Source organism: Paenibacillus sp. JGP012 (genome assembly GCF_014203995.1).
Classification (GTDB): domain Bacteria; phylum Bacillota; class Bacilli; order Paenibacillales; family Paenibacillaceae; genus Paenibacillus; species Paenibacillus silvae.
In genome coordinates this window covers 85,239-108,843 of record NZ_JACHKG010000002.1, presented here as the reverse complement: position 1 = coordinate 108,843, position 23,605 = coordinate 85,239, and the positions used below count along the sequence as shown (strand labels likewise).

The following is a 23,605-nucleotide window of genomic DNA, read 5'->3' as shown; positions in this document are numbered from 1 at the left end:
CGAAAACCGCAGCAGTTTTGTTTTCGTTTTAATCTCGCTCAACAGTTCTTCGTACAATTGGTATGCCTGAGGCCGATGCTCCACAATTCGAGAAAATAAAATAACCGAAACGGTTCGTATGTTCGAACCGCCTCGGCTGTGTTGATCAATGATCAAATGATTAAATGTTATGTTGTGGCGAAATTACAATTACAGACCTGCAATCAAGGACTTGATGGTGCTGTCACTTTCCAATGCACGGATGATGATCGTTACTGCTTCAGCGCGAGTTGATTTGCCGTTAGGTACAAACTCGGAATCCGTCAATCCATTCACCAGCTTCGCAGAGGAAGCCAGTTCAATCGCTTGAGCAGCCCAGTTGTCCGATTTGACGTCGCTGAAATCGATCTTGCTGCCTGTTGCAAGTGTATTCAGATCCAGTACACGAGCGATGATGGTAACCATCTCGGCACGTGTGATCGTTGCATTCGGCTTGAAGGAGCCATCTGCGTATCCGCCAATTACACCTTTATCTGCCAGTGTACCGATATATCCAGCTGCCCAGCTTGTATTGGCATCCTTGAAGCTATTTGCCGCTTTGTTCTCCTCAAGACCAAGTGAACGAGCAATCATTGCTGTGAATTCAGCACGTGTTACGGATGCATTCGGTTTAAACGTACCGTTCTCATATCCGTTAATAACACGCAGCTTCAATGCAGCATTGATGTTTTGGTTAGCCCAGTGTGTGGAAATATCACTCATCGTCAGCTGCTCATTTTTGGTTGCTTCAATCGCTGCATTTACGTTTTTCAATACATGATCCTGGCTGGCAACATTTGATTTGAACGGATTTGTCGTTACTGGACCCGGATTTGTAGTATCCTTAACAGAAAGGGCAATACGGTCATTCTGATATACAACCTCCGTTGTATATTGGCTTGGCAGACCTTTCACGTCCACCGATGCAAATTTACCGTTCAGTTTGTTCGCAGCGAAGCTGATCAGTGTCATTGTGCCTTGTGCGGGAACATAGTTTTTGTCAAAATTCACTTGCAGCTTACCGTCTGCATTCACAGCACCTTTGACATCCAGCACGTCACTTGCAGTGCTCACATTCAGCTCCAACGTACCACTGGAAGCCTGAGTGAAGTCACCTTTAATGTTCCATTGACCCTCTACGTTTTCTGCAACCGTACCGCCATTATTCATGACCGAACCAGCACCAAATGCATTCGCTGAATCACCTTCCAGCGTACCTGCCTTAACCTCGGTACCTCCGGAATACGTATTGTTACCTTGCAGATGCAATGCGCCGCTGCCCTCTTTAGTCAGCTTGCCTGTACCAGCGATATCATTACGCCAAGCATCCTTAGCGTTAAATCCACCTTTAGCCGCATCCATAACTACAGTGACATCTGTGTTAAACGCACCGTATCCATCTGCCGCAGCAAACAGGTTCAGACGTCCCCAGCCTTCGGGATCATCCAGCACCGGATAACCTGATGCAATACCTGTTGTTGCCAGCACCGCGCGACGTTGTTGATCGTTCAGGTAAGGCTGTCTTGTTTCCAGCAGCACCTCAGCACCTTTAGGCACCTGTACTGCCTCGGTTGTGGAACCGATCTGCGGGAAGCCATACGTCAAGCGTTGCGTGTATTCCGATTTGTTACGTGCATAATCTGTAAAGCGATCTTTACTTGTACCTGTCTCTTTCAAAAGAATATCATGCGCTTGAGCATACGCCTGCTCTTTCAGCTCTTTGTTATCCGGATCATTCAGTGCAGATGCCGCAAATGCTGTTGCAAGCACACGACCGCCCATTACATCCAGCGGGGAGTGCATGCCGGCTACGATTCGGTCATCACCCATCTCGGAAGCGCGGGTCATAAGCTCCTGATAGCGTTCAGGTACAGCATAAGCCAGAGCAATCGCTGCAAGATAGGATGCATTCGTGTGACCACTCGGGAAGCCTCCATCGGTTTCCGGCTTGCTGCTCTGTACAGCCACCAGCGATGGCACGATCAGTTGTTCACCCTGCCAGCGGAACGGACGCTTATATTGATAGAACATTTTCGCCTGTTGAGTTGAAGCATAATCACCGCGAACCTTGCCGATCAGATCGACCATTTTGCCTAGCTCGGAATTGGAATCACCGGCTTTGTTCGAATCATTTTTATCCGAATACTTGGTTGTCGCTGCATCTGCCGGAATACTTGTAATGGAAGTAAACGTGCCTGACTTCTCACGATACACGCCAGCCAGTTTCCCCAGACCCTCTACTGCGCCATAGGATTGATTCGTACGGTCTGTATAGTATGCAGCATCCTCGTCCGCTTTGGAGCGTGTTTTGGCACGCTGTGCAACATAATCAATGTTGTAGTCCAGCACGGCACTGTTCAGCTTTGTACCATTATCCCACGCACTTCCCGGTGTCCACAGATCGAGGAATTTGGATAGTGTTCCAATCGCCGGATTGCTGCTTACCGTCATATTATCCGGTTTGTTATTTTTGTACGTGTCTACGAAGTAACCCCATGCCGGTTGTTTCGGTAAAGCCACGGTATCATTATTCTGTGCCGCAAGCGCAGCGCCTGGTGCCATGGAACTTGTCAGAACGACCAAACCTAGAGCAGCAGTGAACAATCTTTTCTTGTTTTTGTTTTGAGCAGCTTTTGTTTTCAAATCATGTCGACTCCCATCGTTTAATAGTTGGTCTCGGTTCGGTCTCAATGTAGCATTCGGGCCGCAAAACCAGCAATAAAACAATTTCGTCATTGTATCAATTTCGACGCAATATCATAAATCCTCAACATTTTACACTAAGTTAATATAAATCGTGAACCTTACTGAAATCGAGTAGTGTATAATTTGGGCCGGGAGGAATACATGATGAAAAAATGGAGCTCCGCATGGGCTGGACTAGCCCTTTCCTATGGTTCAATCGTCATCGTAATTGTGCTGCTGATCTGCTCATTTTTCTATATCTATTTCTCACGCAGCTACAATGAAGAATTAAGAAATAAGAATCAACTGATTCTTGAAAATACAGCACGCACGATTGAAGGAACCGTATTAAAACGCGTGCAGCAGCTATATGTTGACCTGTCTCTGGATAAATCAGCGGACATTCGCCTTTTTGCAGACCAGGCCGATCGGAATGGTTTAAATCAGGTGTTGGACCTGCAGGAGCTGCTTAAAGCCAAAGTGGCTGCTAACACCGATATCGTTCAAGGCATTCATCTCTATTATCCAGCACGCAATATTATGCTCTCTTCTCTCTATGGGCTGCGTTATAATGCTGATCAGAGCGAGGGGTCTGTCTTTTATGCGGACTGGCTTCAGGAGATGCGAACCAGCAAACATAACAGTCTCTGGACGCCGGCACGCCAAATTCCAAAGGATATCTTCTCCACTCAGACGAGCGAGAATACCAATGGCTTGTTTACGTATGCACACAGCTACCCTTTCCGCTCTACAGGGGAAACCAGTGATGTCATCATTGCTATTGATGTAAAGGAAGATGCCGTAAATACGATTGTTGAAAATATGATGCCTTCCCGGTATCAGCATACCGTGATTGTGAACGCGGCTGGACATGCAGTCAGCAGGTTGCAGGAGCAAAGCTCAGGCAATGCCGATATATACGCAGCAAGCCTTGGCAAGGTGCTTGATCTGGGGCATGCCAAAGGCAGCTTTGATGAGAAGATTGGCGATGCACCTTATGTTGTATCCTATCAGACGCTGCCCTCCACCGGGTGGACCATCTACAGCGCAACCCCGTCCAGCTACTATTATGAACAGTCCATACTGATCCAGAAGCTTATTCTCGGGATTTGTTTAGCCGCGCTGTGTATTGGACTGATCTTATCCGCAGTGCTTGTCCGGGCTAACTACAGTCCAATTAAACGTCTGGTTGGTCGAATCAAGGACCTTTCTGTTGGCACGCCAAATGAGGCAACGAATGAATTCCGCCTGATCGCCAACGCATTTCTTCATCTCAAAGATAAGGTGAATAACCTTGAAGAGACGATGATGGCGAACAGCCCGGCGGTTCGGCACAAAGCAGTGCTTAACCTGTTGCAGGGTAACCCGGAGCAACGCCCCTGGAAAGAGGAACGAGCCGCTCTCGGAATCGCCAGACTGTACGCTGATTACTGCTGTATGCTGATGAATACAGGGGCTCCTGTTGAGAAAGGCCCGGCCGCAACACCTGAAGCCATTGCCAGATTAATGCATGGGCTGGAATGCCTCTCGCTGCAAGATAGCCGCCTGATTGTGGAAGAACTTCCGGACAAGAGACTCGCAGTTATTCTCTGTACCGACGCAGCTTCAGAAGCATTATTGGACAAGTTCTCACAACTGCTTCTCGCGGAGACACGGCAGCAGCTGCAGCCGGACATTCAGCTGTCTACAGGTTGCTGGGTCAAGGACCTGAGAGAGATTCACCTCAGCTTCAACGAAGCACAGACACTCATGAAATATGCGTATTTCCTGCCTGAGCTGGCCATTCTGAAGGATCATTCCCTGCTTGAGCGGGAACACAGCCTGGAAGAGATACCGCAGCATCTGCTTGCAAGGTTCAGAGACAAGCTTCAGAGCAGGCAGCTTGGCGAAGCCACTAACACTATAGAGCAGGTGATTGAACATATGCGGACAGGGCAGTCCCCTGCCGATTATTGCCATTTCATCCTCTCCAATATGGTATTTATCTATTCTGATGTAGCCAAAAACGTACGCTACAAACACCCGCTGCAGTTCGGGCATCCCGACCTGTACCATGAATATACAAATATGCATGATATTCTGGCATATCGTAGATGGCTGACCGAATCCATCACTACATTTATGGAGGAAACCGAGAATCGCAACAGTGACCGGGCCATCTCGACGATTGAGCTGGCGAAGCAATATATTGAGGATAACCTGTCCGAAGACCTCTCACTTGAGGCAGTTGGCAGCAAAGTATTCCTCAGCCCCAAATATTTGAGCAAGCTTTTTAAAGAAGAGATGGGAATAACCTATACCGATTATGTAACATCCCGGCGGATGGAGCAGGCTAAGCGACTGATCGAAAATCACAACATGACGATAGACCGGGTTGCAAGCTCGGTCGGGTACGGAACAACGGCCTATTTTATTAAACGATTCAAGGAAATGTACGGCTGCACACCAGGCAGCTATGTACGTAGTCTCTCTTCCACAGCAGTATCAGAGGCCAGATCATGAGCATAAGGAGGATGGGCGGCATGACAATGAAGGAACAGCAGCTGAAGGCTGCTTACCGCTATCGCATGTTCCTTACTACAGCACTGCTGACAATGATGAGCGTTGTTCTCGGTGGATGTAATCTGCTGAGCGGACCCAGCGCCATCGTCGAATCGCAGGAAGGCAGCACGAGCACGGCATCCTCTCTTACGGAAAAAGCCAAATACCATATCTCCTGGACGATGCATCAGAATCTGCCTGTCCCGCAAGATGCCGAGATGTTGAAGCAGGTGGAAGAACAGTTCGGTGTAAAGCTGGACATCTGGAATATGGAAAACAATAAATACGAGTCGCTTCTCGATATGAAGCTGGCTCAAGGCAGCATTCCTGACCTGTTTCGCATTCGGCAGCCGCAGGATCTATTGAAATACCAGCAGCAGGGGGTGCTGGCCGAAATTCCGGTGGAGACGCTGAATGAATATGCGCCGAATCTCATGCGTATCATTCATGAACAAGCCCCCGCCTACGAAAAGGCTGGAGTGATTGAAGGTAAATATTATGGCATTCCTGTAATTAACCCTACCAACATTTATCGCACCCCTGTGGTGTATCGGCAGGACTGGCTGGATAAGCTGGGCCTGCCCGTTCCGCAGACACTGGCGGAATTCGAGAAGGTCATCTATGCCTTTACCTTCAATGATCCGGATGGCAATGGCATTCAGGATACGTATGGCTTGTCCAGTGAAGGCATGAACGTGCTGTTTGGGGCTTTCGGTCAGATTGTTTTTGCCGATCAGCTGTACTTTGGAACGAAGGATGGTAAGAAAATGATCGGTGCGCTGGACCCTGAGATGAAGGAGGCTCTGGCCTACCTGCGTAAATGGTATAAGGACGGCGTCATTGATCCTGAATTTGTGACGGGTGAGAATAAAGGCGGTTATAAACATCTGTCCCATGCATTTATCAACGGTAAAATCGGAATGACCTCGATGGGCAACTACTACCATTGGATTCAGGATGGAGATTATGAGGATTGGCGAGTTGATCGTGCAGGGCGTGTCGTGAAAAGTCCCGCGCAAGCTGCGTTTAATGTCAAAGAGCTAACCGCCAAGTTTTCCGGTGCACGGGTCGTATTGGGCAGGCCTTTTGCAGGACCTCACGGACAACGTGGCTCCAAAGGGAACGATATGTTAATGAGCTTCACAGCAATTGGCGCTGATGCGGATAAAGAACCGGGCAAGCTGGAGATGATTCTGCGCATTCTGGACGAGGTTAGTGCAAATCCTGATCCAGACAAAGCGGCAAGCATGTCCTACGGTATGCAAAATAAACACTGGGTCTGGACGCCAACCGAGCCCCGAAACATCGTCATCATGCCGCCGTATGATACCATGTTCGGGTATCAGAATACAATTGGGGCCAATATCGGCATGACCGTTCCGCTGAAGGAAACGGGAGAACGGGAACAATGGGCGGCTACACTGCACTTGGATCAGGACGGCATATACAATGCGCTGGAGGTCGCTACTCCCGCTCTGGCCAAGTATGGCGATGCGTTGATTCGTTTAAAAAACAAAGCCTATGTTGCTTTTATTACAGGTGAGCGACCGCTCAGTGAATTTGATGAGTTTGTACAGGAGTTCATGTCGGCGGGCGGTGCAGAAGTAGTGAAGGAAGCCAATGCGTTGAAGCAGTAGAGCGTGAGCGAAGAAGTGGTAGGCAGGTTAGGTATGTAGGTAGGTAGGTGGGATGGGTCGGTGGATAAATGGTTAGGAGCGTGGTAACGGGTTGGTGGGTGAATGGTTAGGTGCGCGGAAGCGGGGCGGTGGAACGGGGGTACAGCATTAGTAGTGACATGCGGCAGCCTTTGTAGGTTGTGCGGAAGTTGAAGGGCTAATGACATATCAATTCGAGAAGTACAATAGTCTGGCGTGGCTTCTCCATATTCTAACGATCCCCAGAGACCTTATTTCGCTCATTTTCTAATGTTGAGAATTGTAACGATTCCTAGTGACGCTATTTCTGCCAAAATTGCTCGCGAACGCTGATTTTTCGCCCAAAATGCGCAAATAGCGTTTCTCAGAATCGTTAGATTTTCAAACAGGCTAAAATGCTGCCAATAGCGTCATCTGAGATCGTTAGCCACTGCACTGTCCTGTGTCCAGCCACCACTGCTGCGTAAATACTGCTACGCCTGAGTAATGGACGTTTACGCGCCAAGCAAATTTGGCACCAATAACAGCAGCATGCGAAACAACATCACCAGCAGCATAGCGAAACAAACCCCGGCCCAAGCAACATGCTTTTGGGAACGTCTGCGGATTAATTACTTTGCGTATAAAGTGGATAAACAACTATCCGAGCAGGCGACCACGGAGAGAATGACAGGAATATGTTCATATTTCATATCCCTTCGCCTTGGCCACCGTCAAATATGCCCAATCTTCTCCACGCTGGATCGGACTGCTCTCATCTGCTTGAAACCTGATGACGGCATCGTCATACTGCTGTTTCTGCACTTCACTTAGACTCGCAACGTATCGTTGTCTCGCCTTTTCAAATTGTGCATCTGTACCGTAGCGATAGTAAAAATAAGGGCTGAGTATTTTGTCTTTTAACTTTACATAGTTCTTATATTCCTCATATTCTTTATGTTCCTTATATTTTGCCTCTATCACACCTTGAGGATCAGATATAAGCTGCTCGAATAATGGAATCTCGTGCTGTGTAATGTACTCCATCATCGATAGAAGGCTATCCTCGAATGCCTCTTTCCCCAGTAATTCATACCATTTTAGCTCTGAATGCTGATAATAGCTTTCCGGTAGACCCGTATGTGACTTTCGCTTGTTATGCATAACTTTAAAGTGCAGCATAACTTCTATACTCGTTCCCGCTGCATTATGTCTGTTCGCCTGAAAATAGATGGATATCAACAATTCCTTCGTTTTCATCTCGAGGGCTTTGCGGGATTTGACAACCTTGAAGACAGTGAGTGGCAACAAGTCCTGCAATGATTTTTCCATCTTCTGAGCAAGCCAAAAAGGAGCAACCTTACGGCTGCTCCTTCTTGTCAGTATGTGCTCTATGCTTTTTCTTTTTCCCCATGCTCACATGCATCCAGCACATCACAACACCACTTCGGCCCAATTCATTACACGCTGCACCGCTCAGGCCAGATACTCCGCCATAATCTGCTCGATATCATACGGCGTCACACCTTCATCGACCGCATAGATGGTATCGGCTTGTTCCTTCGTATCCACCAGCTCACCTCTCGCCTTGGCATGCAGCATGAACAAGTTATACAGATCGGGTTTGCGCAATGTTGTCATCGCTTTCCCCATCAGCACGATGCCTTTCTGATTTCCCTCTACATTGTTGTTGTAGTCCGGGTATCTCTTCAGAGCCAGATCGGTCCAGATGATGGTACGCTCCACCAAATCCAGAATGACAGGAATAGCAATCTGCGTATCTGCGGTAATATCAATTTTGTTCTCTACCGTAGATGGCTCATAAATTTCGCCCGAGCCGGGCTTCTTGCGCATCATCCAGCCTGCAAAACATTCCGGCAAGTTGCAATAGGGATGGCTGGTGAAGGAGAGAAGTGTTGTCACTACATATCGTCCGCCATAGTTCACAATGGAAGGCATATGCAAATCGATGAATTCGCTTGCCCCGTAAGGCGCGGTCACAATATCCCCGCTGTGGACAGCCTTATATTTAACAGACCGCAGATTGGTATACGAGATATGTTCAACGTAATTCCAGTTCTTGTCGTACATCACCGCCGAAAGGTCAATGTCCACACGTCCCGTCGATGTACCATCCACCTCGCCCTCTTTCCACCAGCTGAAGAAACGAATGGTGTCGCCTTCCCCCATCGGGATGCGGCTTCCTCGCACAATGGTTCGCAATGCTTTGCTTGCGGATCGTTGTGAAAAAGGAACCAGATAATGCTGCAGCCGTTCATCCACATACGTCTTTCCAAGTGGGGGGCATTCAGCAAATCGTGTGATCAAGGCCTGCTCGCAGAGCTGCACCACTTCCTGACATACCCCCTCGCCCACCATAGGCAGCTCATTCGGGATACCGAAAGCCTTCGCCACATTGCCTTTAGGGAAAAACACCCGCAAATCGGCATCTTCATTCCGCTGTGCAAAATGCTGTCTCACCTGTAACAACACGGGCGTGGATACCTGTGCAGCTACCTCGCCAAAGGCCAGCAATACATATTCTTCATCCTCCGTGATACGCAGCATATGATCCAGCTTGCGCGCGAACTCACCCGGGCGCTGAGACAGCAGGTCGATGAGGCTCCAGATATTGCGGTACTGGAATGCCAGCTCCACGCTGCCATTGAAGGTGGTAAACGGCTTGTTGTTCCGCAGAATATCAAAAGCAGCCTGGCTGCGCGGATACCTGAGCTTGTATTCGGATGGGTGCAGAATCTCCCCCAGTCGAATCCAGCGCTCCTTGTAGCGCAGCATATCCTCCGTGATGGAGCCGCATTGCTCCAGCAAGCTGAGGAGCAGGCGGCGCTCACGGCGTTTGAATTTACGAAAAGGCGTGGCTGCTGCCAGACTGACGTCCCCCTCCGACCAGGATACCGCCAGCCGGAGCACATCGCTTGCCGTTTTAAAATAGGACCCGATTCGTTCCATACTCGCTAGCTCATACTTCAACAGCACAGCAACGACAAAACCGACATTCTCCTTAAAGGGAATCTCTGCAGGCAGTATAGTCTCAACATCACTAGGATCAGCATGCTTGAGCACACGTTTGATATCTTTCTTGTCTGTATCAGAAATGGAGCCCTTCGCTTCAATTAACTGACGGATCAGCTTCATGAACGCTTGCTTGCTTCCCAGTTCAATAACTTTCAGCTTGGTTTGCTCCAGTAAAGGAGACCGCATGCCAGCAGCCATGGCTGAAGGCTCGAAATCATCCAGCGTAAGGTGCGTTAGATAATGAAAAACAGCGTTCAAGTACAGGTCCGCTTCGTGCTCTTCCATGACCTGCTCGGGGAAGCCCACGTACATCGGCTGGTACTTGACATGAGCACCTACCATAACTTTGAGGTCTTGAATCAATTGTTGAAACAATGCTTCAAACTGCTCCCGGGGCAGTGTCCGCATGGCCTGCAGCAGTTCACTCGAAAAGGTAAATCCGAGAGACTCTATATTTTTGAGCGCGGTCGCCAGCACTTGGTCAGGCAGTCGATGCTGCCGCTGTTCGTTCGGTTGAATCATCAGTTTTCTGGCTCTACGGACGTAAATACTGTTCATTCTGATATTACTGTAATCCAGATTTTTATCGACATTGGTATTCAAATGGTTCGTGTTACTGTTCATGATATTGTCGTTATTTTTGTTGTTCATGATCAAAGAGTCCAGGAAAGCCATATCCCTATATAACATGAAAGGTTAGGTTTAGAAGGAAGGAATATGATAGCCTGGACCCCTCCTCTCTGAATTGAGATCTTCAGGAGAGCGGCGACCCTGGAATCTCCAATGATGTGTAGAAGGAAGGATCGCCATAGCCTGAAGGCCAAGGATTCGAAGCTCCGAAGTTCGTAACCCGAACCTTTGGTGAACTCATCATCTCAGATTTTGGCATCCATGAGCAGGGCGAAAGTATTACGACATGATTTATATGGAAGGAGTGTTCAAACAGGTGTCGAATAGGATTCAATACTTATATTTGAAATGAGGTTATCTGAAAATGAAGCTCCACACTTTATATAATGATTATATTCGTATTAAGTTCTCCCTCCCCTTGGAACCCACACACAGGAATATGATGATGGCATTTGGTCAATATGAGGATGACAGTGCGGCGTTATTCTTTGCTGATCACCCGGATGAAACCTTCTCAGGCTGGATAACCGAATTACGCCCGAAAGACCCCTACTATGGATCAAAGCCGGACTGGAAGCCCGTTTTAGTGGAAAAGTATGAGCAACTTGATGTATATGATAAGATGATTCTGTACTACCTGTTATTTACGATCAATAGCACGCTGTCTGTTAATATATACAACACCTACAGTGCCATGAATGATTTTATGAAAAACTATAGCTTTCTCCAGCTGTCCCATCTGCACGACATATCTCGGTTAGATGATGGACAGAAGCAGCAGCTGCGTGATTTTTTCTTCTTTTTCTACCTCTACGCACACCCGGTTAATGATGAAACGTTACACGCCTGCTCATTCCAGGCACAGCATTTGATACATACAAAGACCGGCATTCCTCTCAAGGATTACTTCGCCGCTTATTATGATCACTACTCCAGTCATCGAGACAAATACGGCGAACAGATTGTGATCTCCGCCAAAGAAATCCTAGCATGCAGACATCTTACCCTGGAGCTATTACGCGTCCTTGAGGGACGATCAAACAGGCTGACCATGCCCCTTGAAAAAGGTTTGGAACCTGCCATTCATCTCATCAATGACGTTGATAACATGCTGAAGCTGTATGCGGATGATCCCGCTGCGCTGTTCCAGATCATGAGAGACCTGCTCGCAGGTATCACTATGCATACAAATATTAAAACGAACGACGATAGTGATGCCAACGATAGTATGATCAACGCTCCATCTGAGGACTCTTTGGAGAAACCTGTATCCTACCGTGATCACTGCTTTACCCTTTTGCTGCAAAATTACGCTTCGTACGTACTGTTCTTTGATTTTGAAGAAATTCGGAGCGTTGTGCATGCTTTCCAAGATACCCCGGAGGAATGCAGCTTTATCCTTAGCAAAATGTTCACAGACACCATCTTCCTTCAGAGAATGATGAAAAAGCAGCAGATTGATCTGGCCCAGTACCCGGAGGTTACGCGGTTCTTCAATGAGGATGCCAAGCAGTGGTATCTGTAAATAGAAATAAATACACTACCCAACTTTTTTGCACAAGAAAAAGCCTTTGCTGACCCCAAATGTCAGCAAAGGCTTGTCTATTTTCCTTAATGAAGGCAATCATATAAGCATCTCTTTTACTCACATATTTTTATTCTTCCATTCCTGATACCATGACTCCACTTCATGACCAGGTCGTACACCGGCATCTTGTTGTAATGCTGCTGCCAGTTGATTGTATTGAGCAATCACCGGATCTTTATTGCCTAACCGGTCATAAAGCTTCATTAAAGAAAGGCTGACTTCCTCCAGCATCGGATCAAACTGCTGCATCTGATGATACAACATCAGGGCCTCATTGGGGTGACCCGATTCAATGTAATAATTCGCAAGCTTCAATGCATGATTCTGCCAGAGCGCATGCAAACGTTGACGTTCCAACTCTGCCCACGCGTAGTCATCTTCACCGAAATATTTCCCTTCATATTGATCCGAAACATATCGATGTGCAGCGAGCGTGGATGGTGATAATGCAGGCAATCGGTTAAGACGACTCTCCCACTCTTCCGCATCAATCCTGAATTCACCGGTTTCCAAAATATAACCAAATTGTTGATAGCGAACCGACATCCGGTCTTCACCCATAAATTCGTTCATCATTCCGCGTATACGATGGATGCCACTGTGCAGATTGGTTATGCCTTTCCTCTCATCCAATTCCGGCCACAACAGTTCGAGCAGTGTGTCTCGCTTAATCGATTTATTGCGATGATGGAGCAAATACGCAAATAACTCTCTAATTTTGGTCGTTCTGAACTTCAAATGTCTGGGCGGCTCATTCGGATGCAGCTGCACCTGAAGCATGCCCAGGCAGCGGATCAGCATGCCTGCCTCTTCCTCATTTTCGGCCACATTAAAGTGTGCAGGTACAGCTCTGCGTTGATACATCTTCATCGTTTTATCCAAACGGCTTCGCGTTACAGGCTTCATAATATAATCCAGCACCTCCAGGCCATAGGCCGTCAGTGCATGTTCGTTATATGCTGTTGTAAAAATAACTTCCGTCCTCGGGGAAACCTCGTGAATTCGTTCGGTTGCCTCGATTCCGTTCATTCCCGGCATATGAATGTCCATGAAAACCAGGTCAGGCAGATGCTGCTTGATTTGTTCTATCGCTTCTTCAGCCTTCAAAAAAGCACCGATGACCTCGCAATCCTCTCTCTCGACTAACAATTTATTTAACCTGCTAAGAGCGAGATTTTCATCATCTACCAAAATCACTCTCATATGCACAGCCCTCCGACTCGCTTGATCATCCTTTAATCTATAATTTTACCATAAACTCAAGACTGGGAACGCTATCAAATTGTTAATCCAGTTTAAAATTTCAGATTAAAAAAGGCCCCGATTGAACACAACGATGCAGGAGTTGGGTGAAACGTGTCGAAAACTAAATCTGCCATGAAACCATTATCCTATTTGAAAATACCTAGATATGTCGTGTTGTCGCTAATATTTTTAACCGTTCTACTTAGCTTTCGCTGGATATGGTCTACCGCTTTTGCTATACCCGATCATCCAGAACCTGCTCGAGGGGTGCTGGACCTTCGCGGGTGGGATCTTGCCGATGCTTCACCGATTTCGCTTGATGGAGAATGGGGGTTTACCCCTGATGCATTGATCTCTGGCGGAGAGGATACCAATACGTATTCCGTTATGGGGTCGGGTACGCCCTCAACATGGATTCAAGTGCCGGGCGACTGGCGTAATGCGTTACAATCACGATCTACTTCGTCGTTCGGATATGGAACGTACCAGCTTCGCATACTCCTGGATCCTTCGGTAAAGGAAGTCTCTCTATGGGCTCAGAAAATCCAGACTTCATCCATCATCGAGATCAACGGAACGGTTATTGCCAAATTCGGTCAACCGGCTAGCGATGTCGATACCTATCAACCGGAAAGGACTGCATTTGTAACTACTTATACCCCAGGCGAGTCGAGTGAACTCACTTTACTTGTGCAGGTAGCCAATTTTGATGACCCGTTCAGTGGAGGAATCACGCGTTCTCTGTACTTTGGTTCTCCTGAAGCTATAGGCAGTGAGCGAGGTTTATCTATTGATTTGCAGAAAATCACGTTTGCCATACTGTTTCTGCACAGCCTGTATGCTTTTGTCATGTTTTTGTTTATTCGAAAGCAGCGGGCGCTGCTCACCTTTTCTTTATTAACACTGGTAACAGCCCTGACGGTTGTATCTGACCATGACAGTCTGCTACTAACCTGGCTGCCCTTAAATTTCACCTGGATGGTTAAAGCTAAAGCGATGTCCTATTCATCGTTTGCCCTTTTCCTTCTCATGTTGGCGAGAAGCTTCGCGAATCCTACTCAAGGGCGTAAACTCTTTCTCACTTATGCAAGCGTGGTGTGGGGATATCTATTATTTTTGATAATTGCTCCGGTAACGCTTGTATACCAAGCACTTCATACCCAGATCCCTGATTTCCTGTATTTGTTTGCCATTGGCTGGTCTGTGTTCCTGTTCTTCAAAATGGCGGCTGCAAAACAAAGTGACGCAAGCTTTTTGTTGTTTGCAGCAATGAGCAGTTTTTCCAGTGTGCTATGGGGCATCGTGAATTCACACAATGAAATCACCAATGTATATTATCCGATTGATGTCATTGCAGCCATATTTGGCTTTGCTGCCTACTGGTTCAGGAAATATTTCCGCAATTCCACTGAAATTGAAGAACTGTATGAACAGCTCAAAGTGGAGGATCAGCAGAAGGATCAATTCCTGGTGAACACAGCGCATGAATTGCGGACTCCCCTGCATGGGATCATCAACATTGCCGAAAGTATTGCGGTGCGCGAACAGCGTCAATCCGGAGGACAACATACAGAGGACATGAAGCTGCTCGTGAATATTGGAAGGCAGATGTCACAATTGATTGATGACCTTCTGGATGTCATTCGTCTGCGGGAAAAACGCATCACACTGCAGAAAAAGCCGATATCCCTCGCCTCTGTCATATCTGGCGTCATTGGCATGTTCCGTTTTATGGCGGAAGGCAAGCGGGTCCAGATCATCGTGGATACTCCTGAAGGATTACCGCTTATTCAGGCGGATGAGAGACGACTTGTTCAAATCCTGTACAATCTGCTGCATAATGCACTCAAATTCACAGATGAGGGTGCCATTACCGTATCGGTCAGAGCAGATAAAAACAGCGTCATCATGCAAGTATCGGATACAGGCACCGGAATCAGCGAAGAGCTACAAGCCCGGATATTCGAACCCTACGAGCAAGGGACAGCTCAAGCGCGTTTGAGTGGAGGCATTGGACTCGGTCTAAGTATCAGCAAACAGCTCACTGAGCTTCATGGCGGTGAACTCACCGTGCAGTCGGTGCTTGGACAAGGATCTGTTTTTCAAGTCTCGCTGCCTCGAGAAGAAACATCCGCCATATCGGCCATATCCGATCAGACGGAGCCGCCGCAATGGGGTACTCAACATGATGAGGAAGTTGCTGTGAGTGTGAGTGAACAACAGCATCCTGTCCTGCATGGGAAGGCCACGGCCACGGCCCGCATCCTCGCTGTAGACGATGATCCGGTGAACTTACGCGTGCTCATCTCAATGTTATCGAGTGAATCCTATGAAATACAATCCGCAACTTCAGCGTTAGAAGCGCTTGAGTTGTTGAATTCGCAATCATGGGATTTATTAATCGCGGATGTGATGATGCCTCATATGTCCGGTTATGAACTGACAGAGAGCGTACGCAAGCGTTACTCCGTATCCGAGCTTCCCATCCTGTTGTTGACAGCCCGAAACGAACCTGCTGATGTTTATGCCGGGTTCATGGCGGGTGCTACCGATTATGTGACGAAGCCTGTTGATGCCGTGGAGCTGAGACATCGCATCGGTTCATTGGTTGTGTTGAAGCAGTCCATTGATGAGAGACTGCGCATGGAAGCCGCTTATTTGCAGGCACAGATCCAGCCTCATTTCCTGTTTAACACACTCAATTCGATTATGATGCTCAGTGAGATCGACACAGATCGGATGCAGCGTCTGGGAGATGCCTTTATCGAATATTTGCAGACCAGCTTCCATTTTGTGAATTCGGAGAAAATGGTGGAGATCACCCATGAGATAGACCTTTCGAAAGCCTATCTCTACATTGAGAAGGAACGATTCGCGGAACGGCTCACCGTGGTCTGGGACATTCCGGAAGACATCGATGTGATGCTGCCTCCACTCACCATCCAGCCGTTGATTGAGAATGCCGTTCGCCATGGTGTCCTCAGCCAAGTGGAAGGTGGGACGGTATGGATACGCATCGCCACCCAAACCGCCGGTACACTGATCGAGATTGAAGATAACGGCTCAGGCATGCAGCCGGAACAGATTGAACGGGCTTTGGCATGGCCTAAACCCAGTCCGTTAGAGCCTGGAGGCATTGGTTTAACCAACACCCATCGGCGCTTGAATCAGCTCTATGGCCAAGGTCTGACAATTGTCAGCTCTCCTGGACAAGGGACGAAGGTTTCCTTTTTCATTCCTGACCCATTAGACTCTGATTCGTTTTAATCTGGAGCGCAAACAAACCACAAAAAGCTGAGCCTGGACTTGATCCGGACTCAGCTTTTTCGCTTTATTTTCTGGCTTTATGTTGCACTTTATCCATTACACATGCAGCGTCTGCTTCTCATTGGACAATCCCAGCGCCTTCGCTGTAGACAGGTTGATCTCACGCAGCAGCTCCACATTCTCTGCAAGGGAGATGCCGTAAGAAGGAATCATTTCTTTGATCTTTGGCTCCCATGCCTTCATATGCTGCGGGAAGCAGCGCTCCAGAATCTCCAGCATAACCTGAACGGCTGTCGAAGCACCCGGGGATGCACCAAGCAGAGCCGCTATGGAGCCATCGGCCGCAGTAACGACTTCGGTTCCGAATTGCAGCGTGCCTTTTCCACCTTGAACGGTGTCCTTGATGACCTGAACACGCTGACCCGCAAGCACCATATCCCAATCCTCGCTTTTTGCGCTCGGCACGAAATCGCGCAGCTCCTTCATACGCTGCTCCTTCGTTAACATGAGCTGTTGAATGAGATACTTGGTCAAGGAAAGCTCCTTCACCCCTGCCGCCAGCATCGTTAACAGATTGTGCAGCTTCACGGATGCGATAAGGTCTGCATTTGATCCGGTCTTGAGGAACTTAGGCGAGAAACCGGCGAATGGTCCAAACAGCAGTGACTTCTGGTTGTCGATATAACGTGTATCCAGATGCGGCACCGACATCGGCGGTGCACCTACCGAAGCTTTACCGTATACTTTGGCATGATGCTGCTCAACGACTTCCGGATTTTTGCACACCATGAAAATGCCGCTTACCGGGAATCCCCCGATATGCTTGCCTTCCGGAATGCCCGATTTCTGAAGCAGGTGCAGGCTTCCACCGCCCGCACCGATGAACACAAATTTCGCCCGGTGGCGCTCAACGGCTCCGCTCGTCAAATTTTTCACAGTCAATTCCCATGATTTATCGCCCTTGCGTTTCAAACTTTTCACGCTATGTTTATAGTGGACTTCCACCTTTTGTTCCTGTAAATGTTTCAGCAGCATGCGCGTTAAAGCACCAAAGTTAACGTCCGTGCCGGAGTCAATTTTGGTTGCTGCAATCGGCTCGTTGCTTGTACGGTCTTTCATCATCAGCGGCATCCACTTCGCCAGCTCTTCCCGGTTGTCCGAGAAATCCATGCCTGCGAACAGCGGATGGTTCGACAACGTGTCATATCTTCTTTTCAGAAACTGTACATTGCTTTCTCCATGCACATAACTGAGATGGGGAATCGGCATAATGAAGTCCCTCGGGTTACGAATCAGACGACTGTTCACCAGATAGGACCAAAATTGCTTGGAAACCTGGAACTGCTCGTTCACCTTAATGGCTTTGCTAATATCTACGGTTTTGTCCGGCCGTTCAACAGTATAGTTAAGTTCGCACAGCGCAGCATGCCCCGTTCCGGCATTGTTCCACTCATTCGAGCTTTCTTCTCCTGCGGTGGCTAGCTTCTCAAAAACCTTAATATTCCAGTCTGGTGCCAATTCTTTCAGCAAAGTTCCCAAAGTTGCACTCATAATTCCGGCACCGATCAAGATTACATCTGTACTCGTTTGTCCCTGGCTCATGTTTACCGTCCTTATATCCTATATTTGCCAAAAGGATGTAAGCGTTATCGATTTGGCATTGGCTGCAAGCCCACTTTTCACGGGTTTACGCCTTGTCTGAATGAATATAACCTTGAACTAGTGTATCAATAATAGTGAGCAATTTAAATATGCAATTTCAAGATATTTGCTATTCCTTCAGTATACGCTAGTTTGCCGCGGTTCGTTAGCCCGGTTATAGGCCTGAAAGATTTATTTGTTCAAAGCAAAGAAGGAACTCTGTATATGTTAAAAAAAACCGAAAGAGCCGTATGCACAATCAATCTCGCATCACGGCTCTTATTATAGAAAGAAGTCAGCCCGCAGACGTATACAAGCTGTGTCCTCAAAATATCGAGATGAGCTCCTTCGTATACGGATGGCGTTCCTCGGCGAACAACGCATCTGCGCCAAAGCGGTCCACAATGCGTCCCGACTGCATAACCATAATTCGCTGACTCATCCGGTGCACCGCTGCCAGATCATGCGAGATGAACAGGTAGGACAAGCCGAGTGAAGTTCGCAGATCAGTGAGGAGCTGCAGAATCGATCCCTGTGAGATGACGTCCAGACTGGCGGTCGGCTCGTCCAGTACGACAACATCCGGCTCTATGCCGATGGCTCGCGCAATCGTAACACGCTGCCGCTGCCCGCCGCTTAATTCATGTGGGTAGCGGCTCGCCAGTTCACTCGGAAGCTCTACCGCCTCTAGCAGCTGGCGGATATAGGCTTCCTTCGATGTATAGGTGAAATACGCGAGTTTGGCGTCCCGGCCTAGCTGCTCATAGGGGTCGATCAAGGACGCACCGACGGTGAGCTTCGGATTCAATGCGGCGGAAGGATTCTGGAAAACGATTTGAATGCTGCGGCGGTGAGGACGCAACCGGCGTCCATCCAGCCGGGCTATGTCATGCCCGCCAAGCTGGATGGAGCCGTGATCTGCATCCTCGATGCGCAGCAGACAACGGGCCAGTGTGCTTTTGCCACAGCCGCTCTCTCCGACAAGACCCAGGCATTCGCCACGGTTCAGGGTGAACGAGATGTCGTTGATGGCTGGGTGTTCCGCACCAGCATAGGTGCGGGTGAGCTGTTCCACACGCAACACAACTTGGCTGTCTTGGCTCCTCACTCTGCACCAACCTCCTTCAAACCGGACTTTAACTCGTTACTCAGCACAGGAGCTGCTTCAATCAATTGGCGTGTATATTCATGCTGGGGATGATCCAGAATACGATGTTTGCCGCCTGATTCCACAATCTGACCTTCCTTCATAACAGACAAGCGGTTCGCATATCGTCGCACGTGCCGCCAATCATGTGTGATGAACAGAATTGCGCAGCCCGTCTCGGCCTGTTTGCGTGCCAGAAGCTCCAGCACGCGATGTGCGGACATGCTATCCAGCGCTGTTGTGGCCTCGTCAGCAATGAGTAGCCGCGGCGAGAGCATCAGCGAGGTTGCGATGGATGCCCGCTGCAACTGACCTCCGCTTAGCTGGAACGGATAACGACGCAGCAACTCCGGGTGGAGTCCAACAGACTCCAGCGCTTCTGCGGCACGCTTTTTGCGGATAGATGCCGATTTCTCTCCATGCACCTTCTGGTATTCATCAAAATGCCCCCCAATACTGCGGAACGGGGTGAACGCTCCCTGATAGTCCTGAAAAATATACGAGATATCGCGTCCACGCAGTGCACGCATCTCCTTCGGCTTGCGTTCGAGCAGATTGCTGCCCTCGAACAGGACACGTCCAGATGCGAGCAGATTAGGCGGTAGCAATTGGCCGATGGCCTGCGAGAGCAGACTTTTGCCACTGCCGCTCTGCCCGACGAGCGCCATGAATTCCCCCTCGCGGACGGCAAGGGACACGCTGTCCACAATCGTCCGCTCGTGGCTGAAGATGCTCAGCTCCTCAATGGAGAGAATCATGACTGCACCTCCTTTTTCACATCAAATCGGTCTCTCAGGTAGTCGCCCAGCATATTTGCCAGCAGCACAACCGATACAATAGCCAGACCCGGGAAAACCATCAGCTCAGGTCTGGATTGGAAGTAAGGACGCGAGTCGTTCAGCATCGCTCCCCATTCGGGTGTTGGCGGCTGTGCGCCGAGTCCGATGTAGGATAAGGATGAGATCAGCAGAATGATTTTGCCGAGATCCAGACTCGCCAGCACCAGCACATGACCTGCAATATGCGGCAGCAGATGTTTGGTCATGATCCGAGCATCGGACAACCCGTTTGTCCGTGCCACACGGATGTAGTCCTTTTGCGACTCGGATAGAACTGTACTTCGAACCAGACGAGCGTAGCTCACCCATTTCACGATAACAATCGCCAGCACCAGATTGCCGATGCCCGCTCCCAGCAGACCGCTTAGCACAATGGCAACAATGGTATCTGGAAAAGCAAGAAACGCATCTGCAATACGCATGAATAACTTGTCGATCCAGCCGCGTTTGTAGCCTGCGATCAGGCCAAACGGAATACCGATGAGCAATGCTGCGCCGAGCGCAAGCAGGCTGTACCCGAGCGTCTGACCGCCGCCGAGAAGCAGACGTGTCAGTACATCACGGCCCAAATGGTCGGTGCCGAGCGGGTGGAGCGCACTCATCGCCTGCAGCCTGCCGCGCAAGTCGGTAAGCGTATGATCATGTTTTAAATATACAAAGGCATAGAGAGAGGCCGCGATAACGAGCAGTGCAAAAAGCATGCCGATGATGGCCTGCCAGCTGTGTTTTTTTGTTTTGGCAGACAGCATGTGCAATGGCATTGTTTTCATCGGAGGGCCTCCTTTTCCTTCAATTTCATCTCGGGATTCAAATAGCGGTACGACAAGTCAACCACCGTATTTACAAGGAACACGATAATGGCCATGATCAGGATGTATCCCTGAATCAATGGATAATCGCGCTGGCGGATGGCATCGACCACCAGCTTGCCGATACCCGGATAAGCAAACAGCACTTCAATCACCACAACGCCGCCAATCAGGCTGCCCAGACTGACCCCAAATACCGTGATCACTGGCGGCAGACTGTGTCTGAATGCATGCAGAAAAAAGATACGCCCCTCCGACAGCCCTCTGGCCCGGGCAGACCGTACAAACTCCTGACTCAGCGAGTCCAGCAGACTGGAACGCAGCAGACGCACATAAACGCTGGAGATGGCAAGTCCCAGCGTCAGTGATGGTAGTACAAGTGACGTGAAGCCGCTCCGGCCCATCGTTGGTAAACTGCCGAATCGTACCCCGAACAGGTCGATCAGGATCAGACCCAGCCAGAAGCTGGGCACTGCTGCACCTGCGATGGACAGGATGCGGCTGCCCTGATCGATCCAGCTGCCCCGATATAGTGCCGATAAGGAGCCTAGCGGGATGGCCACGATCAGCATAACTAACAGGGAACCGATTGTCAGTTCTGCTGTTGCCGGAAGTGCACGCATCAGCGTCTGCATGACCGGCTGGCCTGTTGAGTAGGACACCCCAAAATCCATTTTCACAAAATCAACCAGCCAGCGGCCAAACTGCACCGGAAGCGAGTCATTGAAGCCCATTTCCTCCCGCAGCGCTTCGACTTGCTCCTTGCTGACGGATAGTTCTTCAACGTTCAAAATGGTCAATACCGGATCACCGGGAGCCAATCGAACGAACAGAAAACTGACAAACATAATGAAAAGCAGGAATACAAATACCTCCAGAAACTTGCGAAGCAAAATGCGAAACATTACATCACATCCAGCTTGTTCGTAATCATGTAATATTCACTGCGCGTAGTAACCCAATTCTTCACCTTTTTACCGTTATAAGCAACAATCGTTGCCGGATGCAGAACGAAGGAGTTCAGCACGTTGTCATGTACATAGTTGGCTGCTTTTTCCGCCAGTTCCGCGCGTTTCTGCGGTTCAACCGTAAGATTGAGTTCGTCGATGATCTTGGTCAGGGCCGGGTCCTCTGATCCACTGAAGTTCAGCGCACCCTTTGGATGGTAGGTTGCATTCAAATAGTAACCAGCATCCCCACGCGGAGCGGTCAGATTACTATAGGTGGCGATATCCCAATCCCGATTGGAAGCCATGTACTCTTCCGGCGTATCAATCTGGCGAATCTGCACATCAATGCCAATTTTCTTCGCATCGGACTGGAATACCTGGGCGATCAGTGGCAGATCCGCGCGTGACGAATAGGTGAGCAGTGTCAGCTTGAGTGGTTTACCGTCTTTGCTCATCACACCGTTCTGCTGGGTATAGCCAGCTTCACCAAGATATTTCACAGCGGCATCCAGGCCCGTTTCTTTTGCTGTATGTGTATATTTAGGTGCAAACGGCAGCGATGGCAGGAACGGACCAATGGCAGGCTCACCATAACCAAGCAGAATCGTATCGACGATGCCTTTTCGATCAATCAACGCATCCAGTGCACGGCGGACATTCACATCCTTGATGCTCTCCCGCTGCATATTCATCGTTAACTGATGCACGCGGAACGTGGATGTGGACTCGACTTTTAACCCATCAATCGCTTTGAGGGATTCCAGGCTTTCCACTTCCGGGCGGTAGACAACATCGACCTGTCCAGATTTCAGGGCAAGTGAACGCGCATTGGCATCTTCATTAAACGAAAACGTCACGGAATCCAGCGGCGAGGCCCCGTCCCAATATGTATCATATCGTTCCAGCTCCAGCTTGCTGCCTGGTGTAAAAGATGTCAGTTTGAACGGCCCTGTACCGACAGGCTTGTTCACGATGTCCGGCTCACTGACGTCAATAACCGCCGTGTTCGGGTTAACCAGCTCGGAGGCAAACTCCGGGAAAGGCTGAGTGGTTGTAATCTCAAGCTTGTTCCCATCGGCTCTGATCGTATCGATCTTCAGTGTGTTCTGGATGGCTACGTTCTCTTTCAGTACCCGCTCCAACGATGCTTTAACCGCTTCTCCCGTCATCGGTTTCCCATTCTGGAACGTCACATTGTCGCGCAGGTTGATCGTCCAGTGCTGACCATCTTTACTCTCCCAGCTCTCGGCAAGCCATGGCGCAACCGTCAGATTGTCCTCATCCAGACGCAGCAGCGTTTCCGTAATACCCGCACGCAGCGGTACATAACTTGAATCCACATGTGGATCAAGTGAACTAGTGGAGAAGTTATATAGGAAGTGAACGTTTTTCTCGGCTGTGTTATTCTTGTTATCCTGCGCGGCAGGACCAGATGTGGATGTCCCACAAGCACTGAGCAGCACAACTGCACTCAAGGCCAGGGAGATTATCGCCAGCAAAGGCTTCTTTTTCTTAAACAAGGTAATACCCCTTTCTCTTCATATAAATATCAGCCTCAATATTAATCGTAACAAT

The 23,605-nt window shown here is 49.0% G+C and carries 15 protein-coding genes; 4 read left to right on the top strand and 11 right to left on the bottom strand.

The window, feature by feature from the left end; all coding sequences use genetic code 11:
• Positions 1 to 189: 189 nt before the first annotated feature.
• Positions 190 to 2,580, bottom strand: a complete 2,391-nt coding sequence (locus tag HNR77_RS02975) for an S-layer homology domain-containing protein (protein ID WP_397366129.1) — start codon at positions 2,578 to 2,580, stop codon at positions 190 to 192.
• A gap of 288 nt (positions 2,581 to 2,868) precedes the next feature.
• Here HNR77_RS02975 and HNR77_RS02970 point away from each other — a divergent pair, with 288 nt between their 5' ends.
• Entirely contained in the window at positions 2,869 to 5,205 is a 2,337-nt protein-coding gene (locus HNR77_RS02970; RefSeq protein ID WP_184180626.1) for an AraC family transcriptional regulator, read from the top strand.
• Positions 5,206 to 5,225: 20 nt separating this feature from the next.
• Positions 5,226 to 6,881, top strand: coding sequence for an extracellular solute-binding protein (locus HNR77_RS02965; protein WP_311768561.1), 1,656 nt, complete (start codon positions 5,226 to 5,228; stop codon positions 6,879 to 6,881).
• Positions 6,882 to 7,322: 441 nt separating this feature from the next.
• Here HNR77_RS02965 and HNR77_RS02960 read toward each other — a convergent pair whose 3' ends face one another.
• The 3 genes from HNR77_RS02960 to HNR77_RS02950 form a co-directional block, all read right to left on the bottom strand.
• Complete coding sequence (locus tag HNR77_RS02960; protein WP_184180624.1) at positions 7,323 to 7,478, bottom strand: hypothetical protein; 156 nt, start codon at positions 7,476 to 7,478, stop codon at positions 7,323 to 7,325.
• Positions 7,479 to 7,580: 102 nt separating this feature from the next.
• On the bottom strand, positions 7,581 to 8,210 hold the full coding sequence (locus HNR77_RS02955) for a hypothetical protein (protein WP_184180622.1): 630 nt from the start codon (positions 8,208 to 8,210) through the stop codon (positions 7,581 to 7,583).
• A 144-nt stretch (positions 8,211 to 8,354) separates the two neighbouring features.
• On the bottom strand, positions 8,355 to 10,472 hold the full coding sequence (locus HNR77_RS02950; protein WP_184181259.1) for a TerD family protein: 2,118 nt from the start codon (positions 10,470 to 10,472) through the stop codon (positions 8,355 to 8,357).
• Positions 10,473 to 10,989: 517 nt separating this feature from the next.
• Between HNR77_RS02950 and HNR77_RS02945 the strand changes: the two genes are divergently transcribed.
• On the top strand, positions 10,990 to 12,069 hold the full coding sequence (locus HNR77_RS02945) for a hypothetical protein (RefSeq protein ID WP_260410260.1): 1,080 nt from the start codon (positions 10,990 to 10,992) through the stop codon (positions 12,067 to 12,069).
• Between the two features lie 120 nt (positions 12,070 to 12,189).
• Here the strand turns inward: HNR77_RS02945 and HNR77_RS02940 are convergent, their stop codons facing one another.
• Positions 12,190 to 13,335, bottom strand: coding sequence for a response regulator (locus HNR77_RS02940; RefSeq protein ID WP_184180618.1), 1,146 nt, complete (start codon positions 13,333 to 13,335; stop codon positions 12,190 to 12,192).
• 153 nt (positions 13,336 to 13,488) lie between these two features.
• Here HNR77_RS02940 and HNR77_RS02935 point away from each other — a divergent pair, with 153 nt between their 5' ends.
• Positions 13,489 to 16,644, top strand: a complete 3,156-nt coding sequence (locus HNR77_RS02935; RefSeq protein ID WP_311768560.1) for a hybrid sensor histidine kinase/response regulator — start codon at positions 13,489 to 13,491, stop codon at positions 16,642 to 16,644.
• Between the two features lie 96 nt (positions 16,645 to 16,740).
• On the opposite strand, the gene HNR77_RS02930 is transcribed toward HNR77_RS02935, so the two are convergent.
• From HNR77_RS02930 to nikA, 6 genes are all read right to left on the bottom strand, one after another.
• A complete protein-coding gene (locus HNR77_RS02930; RefSeq protein ID WP_184180616.1) occupies positions 16,741 to 18,246 on the bottom strand; it encodes a malate:quinone oxidoreductase in 1,506 nt (501 codons plus the stop codon).
• Positions 18,247 to 18,610: 364 nt separating this feature from the next.
• Entirely contained in the window at positions 18,611 to 19,393 is a 783-nt protein-coding gene (locus HNR77_RS02925; RefSeq protein WP_184180614.1) for an ABC transporter ATP-binding protein, read from the bottom strand.
• Entirely contained in the window at positions 19,390 to 20,190 is an 801-nt protein-coding gene (locus tag HNR77_RS02920) for an ABC transporter ATP-binding protein (RefSeq protein WP_184180612.1), read from the bottom strand. The genes HNR77_RS02925 and HNR77_RS02920 overlap by 4 nt, the downstream gene beginning before the upstream one ends.
• Positions 20,187 to 21,041, bottom strand: coding sequence for a nickel transporter permease (gene nikC, locus HNR77_RS02915; RefSeq protein ID WP_184180610.1), 855 nt, complete (start codon positions 21,039 to 21,041; stop codon positions 20,187 to 20,189). The genes HNR77_RS02920 and nikC overlap by 4 nt, the downstream gene beginning before the upstream one ends.
• On the bottom strand, positions 21,038 to 21,985 hold the full coding sequence (gene nikB, locus HNR77_RS02910; protein ID WP_184180608.1) for a nickel ABC transporter permease: 948 nt from the start codon (positions 21,983 to 21,985) through the stop codon (positions 21,038 to 21,040). The genes nikC and nikB overlap by 4 nt, the downstream gene beginning before the upstream one ends.
• The gene (gene nikA / locus HNR77_RS02905; protein WP_184180606.1) at positions 21,985 to 23,550 is read right to left on the bottom strand and encodes a nickel ABC transporter substrate-binding protein; all 1,566 of its coding nucleotides are present in this window, start codon (positions 23,548 to 23,550) and stop codon (positions 21,985 to 21,987) included. Before nikA ends, nikB begins: the two co-directional genes overlap by 1 nt.
• Positions 23,551 to 23,605: the final 55 nt, after the last annotated feature.

Coding starts and splice junctions, on each gene's coding strand:
- HNR77_RS02975 (WP_397366129.1), bottom strand. CDS start 2,580: ATGGCACCAGGCGCTGCGCTTGCGGCACAGAATAATGATACCGTGGCT.
- HNR77_RS02970 (WP_184180626.1), top strand. CDS start 2,869: ATGAAAAAATGGAGCTCCGCATGGGCTGGACTAGCCCTTTCCTATGGT.
- HNR77_RS02965 (WP_311768561.1), top strand. CDS start 5,226: ATGACAATGAAGGAACAGCAGCTGAAGGCTGCTTACCGCTATCGCATG.
- HNR77_RS02955 (WP_184180622.1), bottom strand. CDS start 8,210: ATGGAAAAATCATTGCAGGACTTGTTGCCACTCACTGTCTTCAAGGTT.
- HNR77_RS02950 (WP_184181259.1), bottom strand. CDS start 10,472: ATGAACAGTATTTACGTCCGTAGAGCCAGAAAACTGATGATTCAACCG.
- HNR77_RS02945 (WP_260410260.1), top strand. CDS start 10,990: ATGGCATTTGGTCAATATGAGGATGACAGTGCGGCGTTATTCTTTGCT.
- HNR77_RS02940 (WP_184180618.1), bottom strand. CDS start 13,335: ATGAGAGTGATTTTGGTAGATGATGAAAATCTCGCTCTTAGCAGGTTA.
- HNR77_RS02930 (WP_184180616.1), bottom strand. CDS start 18,246: ATGAGCCAGGGACAAACGAGTACAGATGTAATCTTGATCGGTGCCGGA.
- HNR77_RS02920 (WP_184180612.1), bottom strand. CDS start 20,190: ATGATTCTCTCCATTGAGGAGCTGAGCATCTTCAGCCACGAGCGGACG.
- nikC (WP_184180610.1), bottom strand. CDS start 21,041: ATGAAAACAATGCCATTGCACATGCTGTCTGCCAAAACAAAAAAACAC.
- nikB (WP_184180608.1), bottom strand. CDS start 21,985: ATGTTTCGCATTTTGCTTCGCAAGTTTCTGGAGGTATTTGTATTCCTG.